This is a genomic window from Phocaeicola sp. RTP21198st1_B8_RTP21198_201120 (genome assembly GCF_040929485.1).
Lineage (GTDB): Bacteria > Bacteroidota > Bacteroidia > Bacteroidales > Bacteroidaceae > Phocaeicola > Phocaeicola dorei.
Window position 1 is genome coordinate 722 of sequence record NZ_JBCOCI010000462.1, and the last position, 446, is coordinate 1,167.

Annotated in this window: 1 protein-coding gene; it reads right to left on the bottom strand. The window is 40.1% G+C overall.

Going from position 1 to position 446, the window contains the following annotated elements:
* Positions 1-446 (bottom strand): two-component regulator propeller domain-containing protein (locus AB5935_RS27290; RefSeq protein WP_368328013.1); only part of this gene is annotated, 446 nt, incomplete at both ends.

The window sequence follows — 446 nt, forward strand, 5'->3', positions numbered from 1 at the left end:
CAAAGAGCCTTCATTTAAAGTAGTGAAAGGAAAGCCATTGGCATGATTATAATTACTGAACGTCCGGTTAACCGGATCAAAAATACAAAATCCCTGATTGGTAGTCAACAAAAGACGTCCGTTTTGAGATTCACAAACAGCGTATACACAGTCACTACCCAGTCCATCCTGCCTGGATGTAAAGCGTTCAAAATCATTTGTTTCAGGACGATACAGATTCAGCCCTCCTCCCATCGTACTTAGCCAGATCCGCTGGTTCCTGTCTTCTGCAATACAGGTAACCATATTATCGCTTATACTATTCTTTTTATTCAAATCAAAAGAATAAAGCGTAGACTCTTTAGTGTCCATATTATAACAATACACACCCTTACCCTCCACTGCTATCCAAAGACTTCCCTTTGAATCAATCTTAAGATAATGCGCCAGCTCATTAGTCAACAGGG